The organism is Arthrobacter sp. TB 26, assembly GCF_000427315.1.
Classification (GTDB): Bacteria; Actinomycetota; Actinomycetes; order Actinomycetales; family Micrococcaceae; genus Arthrobacter.
The window spans coordinates 1-6587 of sequence record NZ_AUPJ01000508.1 but is presented as its reverse complement, the minus strand read 5'-3'; the positions used below and the strand labels follow the sequence as shown (position 1 = coordinate 6587).

Sequence of the window (6587 nt, the reverse complement as noted above, 5' to 3'; positions counted from 1 at the left end):
CCGCCGAAGGCAGCGCACACAAGATGCCGGGCCGCCCCACCCTTGGGCGGAGCGGCCCGGCACCGGTGGCACTACTGTCGCACTGCCGCCGCCAGTTGCTACTTGATCAGCTTGTTGGCCTTGTACTCGGGGTCCACGTTGCCGGTACCGTTGCCCTTGGTGGTGCCATTGACTGCCGAGGTGGTCATCGCGAAGGTGAGCGTGGAGTGGGCAATCGCGTCCGCCATTTGCTCCAGCACGGTGTCGTTCACCCTGTCGATGGTGTCGCACGCCTGGTGGTAGCAGGAATCGTGGGCCACACCGGCAGTGCCGCCGAAGACGGCCGCCTCGTCAGCGGTTTTCAGGTCTTCCGCACCGGTGAACAGTCCTCCGGCCGGGATGCCGTTGTTGATGAAACCGAAGTAGTCGGATCTCCCGTCGAAGGCGGTCGGCACAACGGGCAGGTTCTGGGACTTGAAGTAGTCCAGGAAGACCTTCTCCACCAACGCGGAGCCGTTGGGGCCCGTTTCACCAAACGCCGACCCATCGCCGTCGTAGACGTACCGGACGAAGTTTGGCGAGCCGACCATGTCGAAGTTGAGGTTGACGGCATGGTCCTTGATCTGGCGCGCCGTGAGCTGGGAGACGTAGTACTCCGAGCCGATCAGCCCGGCCTCTTCCCCGCCCCAAAAGGCGAAGCGCACCCGGTTCGTCAGGGCCGGGCTGCCGGGCTTCTTGAGCTGGATCGCGGTTTCCAGGATGGCGGCCGTGCCGGTGCCGTTGTCGTTGATGCCGGGCCCTTCGGGCACCGAGTCCAGGTGCGCTCCCACCAGGACGGTCCGGTCCGCCCNCCCGCCGGTATCGGCCAGGATGTTGAAGGACGCGGTCTGGGTGATAGTGGCGTCGACGGCGAGGTGCATCACGGCGCTTTGCAGCCCGGCGAGTTCGGCGCCGTTGTCGAAGCTGGTGCTGACCACCGGGATGGCCGGCTGCGGCGCGCCGAGGGTGCCGCCAAACAGACCGAGGCGGTCTTCGCCGGGGACGGCGTTGCCCTGGTTGAAGATGATGGCGCCCGCGGCCCCGGCGGCGGCGGCGTTGTCCGCCTTGATCCGGAACGTGCAGGTGCCGCGCTGGATCAGCGCGATGTTCCCCGGTGTGAAGCCGGCAAAGTCGCCCGCTTCGCAGCCGCTGGTCGACGCACGGTCACCAGCCAAATTGATGTCCACGGCCGACACGGGAGCGGTGATGTCCCCCTCGCCGGAGTAGTCCATGTCGAGGAAGCCGTCCCCGTAGGCATAGGCCTTGGGCGTCGGCGAGACCCGTTCCAGCGTGGCTCCAACGGTGGCGTACTGTTCGTACGTGAACGGCTGCCGGACCGTCGTGTAGCCGGCCGCCGCGAGCTTCGTTTCGATGTACCGGGCGGAGGCCTCGTAGCCTGACGTCCCGGCTGCGCGGTTGCCGCCGTTGGCGGTCGCGATGGCCTGGAGGGCTTCGAGGTGTGCCTTGATATTTGGGGCCGACACCGCCGACCGCAGGGCTTCCGAGCTGGTTGCGGTTGCTGCAAGGGCCGGGGGTGCGAAGCTGACCGCCAGTCCGATCGTGGCGGCGATGGCCGCGCGCTGGATATTCCGAGTTTGCCTCATAGGGGTCTCCTGGATTCGTGCTGCGGAATCCGGCTCCGGGCGTCATTGCCCGGAGCCGTGAGACGACACTATCGGAAGGCGGCAAAACCGGTTAGAGGGCATTTGGGCACTGGCGCTCATGACCGTTCGCCCGGACAATGCGGGCCGCAGCAGCCCCTTTCCTGCGCCGGGCGTCAGGCGTCGATGCGCTCCCGGTCCAGGCTCGCCGCGCCGGCGATGATGAAGTCCTTGCGGGGCGCGACGTCGGATCCCATCAGGAGGTCAAAGGTCTCTTCGGCGTTTTTGGCGTTTTCGATGCCGACCTTGCGCAGGGTGCGGTGCCGCGGGTCCATGGTGGTTTCGGCCAGCTGCTCCGCGTCCATCTCGCCCAGCCCCTTGTAGCGCTGGATCGGTTCCTTGTACCGCTTGCCGTCCTTGGCGAGCCGGTCCAGCAGGACGTGCAGTTCGGCCTCGGAGTAGGTGTAGATCATCTCGTTGGCCTTCTGGCCGGCGTTGATGACCTCCACCCGGTGCAGCGGCGGGACGGCAGCGAAGACCCGGCCCTGCTCGATCATCGGCCGCATGTAGCGGAAAAACAGCGTCAGCAGGAGCGTGCGGATGTGGGCGCCGTCGACGTCGGCGTCCGTCATCAGGATGACCTTGCCGTACCGGGCGGCGCTGATGTCGAAGCTCCGGCCGGAGCCCGCGCCCACCACCTGGATGAGGGCAGCGCATTCGGCGTTGGAGAGCATGTCGCCCACCGAGGCCTTCTGCACGTTCAGGATCTTGCCGCGGATGGGCAGCAGCGCTTGGAAGTCGGAGGAGCGTGCCAGCTTGGCGGTTCCGAGGGCCGAGTCGCCTTCGACGATGAACAGTTCGGAGCGGGCGACGTCGTCCGTGCGGCAGTCCGCGAGCTTGGTGGGCATGGAGGACGTTTCCAGGGCGTTCTTGCGCCGCTGGGTCTCCTTGTGCACGCGCGCGGAGATGCGCGACTTCATTTCGCTGACGATCTTTTCCAGCAGCAGCGCCGACTGGGCCTTGTCGTTCCGGTGGGACGAGGTCAGCTTGGCGTTGATCTCCTGTTCCACCACCTTGGCGACGATGGCCCGCACGGCGGAGGTGCCCAGGATTTCCTTGGTCTGGCCCTCGAACTGTGGTTCGGCAAGCCGGACGGTGAGGACGGCGGTAAGTCCCGCGAAGATGTCGTCCTTTTCGATCTTGTCGTTGCCGGCCTTGAGCTTCCGGGCATTGGTTTCGACGGCTTTGCGGAAGGTCTTCAGGAGCGCCTGTTCGAAGCCGGCCTGGTGGGTGCCGCCCTTGGGGGTGGAGATGATGTTGACGAAGGTGCGCACGGTGCTGTCGTAGCCGATGCCCCAGCGGAGCGCGACGTCGACCTCGCAGTCCCGCTCGACCTCCGTGAGCTGGCTGTGGCCCTTCTCATCGATGACCGGGACAGTCTCCTTGAACTTGCCGGCGCCATGCAGCCGCCAGATGTCCGTGACGGCGGGGTCGGCGGCGAGGTACTCAACGAACTCGGAGATGCCGCCGTCGTGGTGGAACACTTCCTCGTGCGGGCCGGACTCGCCCGGGGTGCCGGGCACCTTGCGCTCGTCCCGGACGGTGAGTTTCAGGCCGGGGACCAGGAAGGAGGTCTGGCGGGCGCGGGCGGCGAGTTCGTCGTAGGAGAACTTGGCGTCCGGGGTGAAGATCTGCCGGTCCGCCCAGTAGCGGATCCGTGTGCCGGTGACGCCGCGCTTGGCCTTGCCCACGATGTCCAGGACGGACCCGTCGACGAAGGGCGCGAAGACCGAGGCCGGGTCGGGCCTGGTGCCGGTGTCCTTGAACCGGCCGGGCTCGCCCCGGCGGAAGGACATCTTGTAGGTCTTGCCGCCGCGGTCGACTTCCACGTCCAGCCGGGCGGACAGGGCATTGACAACGGATGCGCCGACGCCGTGGAGTCCGCCGGAGGCGGTGTAGGAACCGCCGCCGAACTTGCCGCCGGCGTGCAGCTTGGTGAAGACAACCTCGACGCCGCTCAGCCCGGTCTTGGGTTCGATGTCCACCGGGACGCCGCGTCCGTCGTCGTGGATCTCCACCGAGTTGTCCGCGTGCAGGATGATTTTGATGTCGTGGCCAAAGCCGGCGAGGGCCTCGTCGACCGAGTTGTCGATGATTTCCCAGAGGCAGTGCATGAGTCCGCGGGAATCGGTGGAACCGATGTACATGCCCGGGCGCTTTCGGACGGCCTCGAGGCCCTCCAGCACGGAGAGATGCCGGGCGGTGTAATCAGAACTTGGGGCCACGGGGCGGAAACTCCTTCAGGAACGGGACCGTCGCCATTGGACGGGCAAAGCTTTTGGCGCTCTTCCTAGGGTAGCCGGAGTGCCGCCGTCCGGCGTGCTGCCACTCCCCCGGAGCCCGACGCGCCGGACGCCGTTATCGAGACGTGATACGCGTACAGCGAAAGTGGCCCATCCAAGCCATGGATTCGCCGCGAATGCTGGTTATATAGGTATACCGATCTACTAAGGAGGCCGAACATGACAACAGCAGTTGCGGACCGCACACTCAGCACCGTCGACCGGTGCGATCGTTGCGGAGCACAGGCATATGTCCGGGTTGTTCTCGGCGCCTCCGGGGGTGAGCTTCTTTTCTGCGGCCACCACGCCCGCGCCGTGGAGCCGACGCTACGGCCGCTCAGCTCAGACTGGCACGACGAGACTGGACGCCTTCACGAGAAGCCGCCGGTCGCGGTCGACTAGACCATTTTGAGAGTCCCGGTCGACTAGACCATTTGGGAAAGGCCCCTCCGAAACCGGAGGGGCCTTTCCGCTTTAACGAACAACTCCGGTTTAACGAACAACGCGGGGTCACTTCCCGCCCATCCTCCGAAGATGATGGGCGGGAAGTGACCCCGCGTTGTGTGGTTCCTGCCTAGTCCAGGTAGTCCCGGAGGACCTGGGACCGCGACGGGTGCCGCAGCTTGGACATGGTCTTGGATTCGATCTGGCGGATCCGCTCACGCGTGACGCCGTAGACCTTGCCGATTTCGTCTAAAGTCTTCGGCTGTCCGTCGGTCAGGCCGAAGCGCATCGCGACCACGCCGGCCTCGCGTTCAGAGAGGGTGTCCAGCACCGAGTGCAGCTGTTCCTGCAGCAGGGTGAAGCTCACCGCGTCTGCCGGGACCACGGCCTCGGAGTCCTCGATGAGGTCACCGAATTCAGAGTCGCCGTCCTCGCCCAGCGGAGTGTGCAGTGAGATCGGCTCGCGGCCGTACTTCTGGACCTCGACGACCTTTTCGGGCGTCATGTCCAGTTCGAGGGCCAGCTCTTCCGGAGTAGGTTCGCGGCCGAGGTCCTGCAGCATCTGGCGCTGCACGCGTGCCAGTTTGTTGATGACTTCCACCATGTGCACCGGGATGCGGATGGTGCGGGCCTGGTCCGCCATGGCGCGGGTGATCGCCTGGCGGATCCACCAGGTGGCGTAGGTCGAGAACTTGAAGCCCTTGGTGTAGTCGAACTTCTCGACCGCACGGATCAGGCCCAGGTTGCCTTCCTGGATCAGGTCCAGGAACAGCATGCCGCGGCCGGTGTAACGCTTGGCCAGCGAGACCACGAGGCGGAGGTTGGCCTCCAACAGGTGGTTCTTGGCACGTTTGCCGTCGTGGATGACGAATTCGAGCTCGCGCTTGAGCTTCGGATCCATGGTTCCGTCGTCGGCGTTAATTTTCTCCTCGGCAAAGAGGCCAGCCTCGATGCGCAGGGCGAGGTCAACTTCCTGCTCGGCGTTCAGCAGGGCGACCTTGCCGATCTGCTTCAGGTAGTCCTTGACGGGGTCGGCGGTGGCGCCGGCGGACATAACCTGCTGCACGGGGGCGTCGTCGTCGTCGGCGTCGGAGTAGACAAAGCCGGAGCCGGTGGCGGCTGCTGCCTTGGCCGGGATCTCCTCGCCGTCCTCACCGATCTCAACGGCCTCGACCACAACGTCGTCGAGGTCAACCTCGACATCCTCGTCGGTATCATCGTCGCCGTTGGCGGCTTTGCCGGCGGCCTGCGCCGCGGCTTTAGCGCCGGGCTTGGGCCCGCGCTTTTTGGGTTCAGGCTTGGCGACTGCCGACGCGGTGCTGTCGCCTCCGGCCAAGGCGGCGTCTTTGACAGCCTTGTTGGCGGCACGCGTGGCGGCGCGCTTGGCGCTCGTCGCCGCCTTCTTCTCCTCGGGGGACAATACGGCCTGGTCGGCGGGTTCCTTCTTCGCGGAAGACGGGGTCACAGAAAACCTTTCTAGCGGCGGTCTGTGGAATCACCATACGGGCAACACCACTATGACCCTGTCAAGTCCGTGTTTCACATCAGGTGCAATCACGACCAGCAGAGCCACTAAGTAGAACTCCTGGGGCGACCGTAATGTTCCCTGTTTCCAAGGTCCACTGCGAGCACTTAATACACGGACCCAACCGGGTCTCGGCAACCATTGTCTCACGATTTTCGAAATCGGCACCGACCCGCGGTGCAGGCGCCGCAATATCCGCCCCCGGCCCGGCGGCGGCCTTGGCGTCAGGCCACGTCCGGCTCGAACCGCTGCCAGGCTGCGTCCCTTCGGCCCGCCCAGCCGCAGAGCGTTCCGCGGCGGACCAGTTCCGCCAGCAGCTCCGCCANCCAGCCGGTAGCCGGGGTGTTCCTGCTCCGCGCGGCTGAACAGCGCATCGGCGAAGGATCCCTTGCCGCGGCACCATTCAATCCAGCCCCGCCCGGTCAGTGCGGCAGCTCCCGCCTCGCCGCCGGCCGCGCCCAGCTGCACCAGTACCCGCTCCAGGCATGCCATCGCGGTCCAGTCCGGCAGCGGAGGTGCCAGACCCAGCAGGACCTCGCCGTAGCCGGGCACCTCCGGAAGTTCGTGACCGGAGCGGCTCCTGCCCGCTCCGGCCCGGCCCGCTCCGCTGCAGCCGTCTCCCCCGCTGGCGGCTGCCCCGCTGACCTCGCCACCGCG

At 66.2% G+C, this 6587-nt stretch carries 5 protein-coding genes; 2 read left to right on the top strand and 3 right to left on the bottom strand.

From position 1 onward, the window contains the following. Positions 1 to 98 precede the first annotated feature (98 nt). Both K789_RS0120145 and K789_RS0120140 read right to left on the bottom strand, forming a co-directional pair. Complete coding sequence (locus K789_RS0120145) at positions 99 to 1622, bottom strand: M28 family peptidase (RefSeq protein ID WP_024368328.1); 1524 nt, start codon at positions 1620 to 1622, stop codon at positions 99 to 101. Positions 1623 to 1795: 173 nt separating this feature from the next. After that, positions 1796 to 3904 carry a DNA gyrase/topoisomerase IV subunit B gene (locus tag K789_RS0120140; RefSeq protein WP_024368327.1) on the bottom strand — a complete coding sequence of 703 codons (2109 nt, stop codon included), beginning with the start codon at positions 3902 to 3904 and terminating at the stop codon, positions 1796 to 1798. Positions 3905 to 4141: 237 nt separating this feature from the next. Between K789_RS0120140 and K789_RS24800 the strand changes: the two genes are divergently transcribed. Then, positions 4142 to 4363 (top strand): hypothetical protein, encoded by a 222-nt coding sequence (locus K789_RS24800; RefSeq protein WP_024368326.1) that lies wholly within the window; start codon positions 4142 to 4144, stop codon positions 4361 to 4363. Positions 4364 to 4535: 172 nt separating this feature from the next. On the opposite strand, the gene K789_RS0120130 is transcribed toward K789_RS24800, so the two are convergent. Beyond that, on the bottom strand, positions 4536 to 5870 hold the full coding sequence (locus K789_RS0120130; RefSeq protein WP_024368325.1) for an RNA polymerase sigma factor: 1335 nt from the start codon (positions 5868 to 5870) through the stop codon (positions 4536 to 4538). 402 nt (positions 5871 to 6272) lie between these two features. On the opposite strand from K789_RS0120130, the gene K789_RS26330 reads away from it, so the two are divergent. Continuing rightward, positions 6273 to 6587: hypothetical protein (locus K789_RS26330; protein WP_035740415.1), on the top strand; the 315-nt coding region annotated here is incomplete at its 3' end.

What these genes read in the sequence shown, in the direction of transcription:
- K789_RS24800 (WP_024368326.1), top strand. Translation starts at nt 4,142, where the DNA reads ATGACAACAGCAGTTGCGGACCGCACACTCAGCACCGTCGACCGGTGC.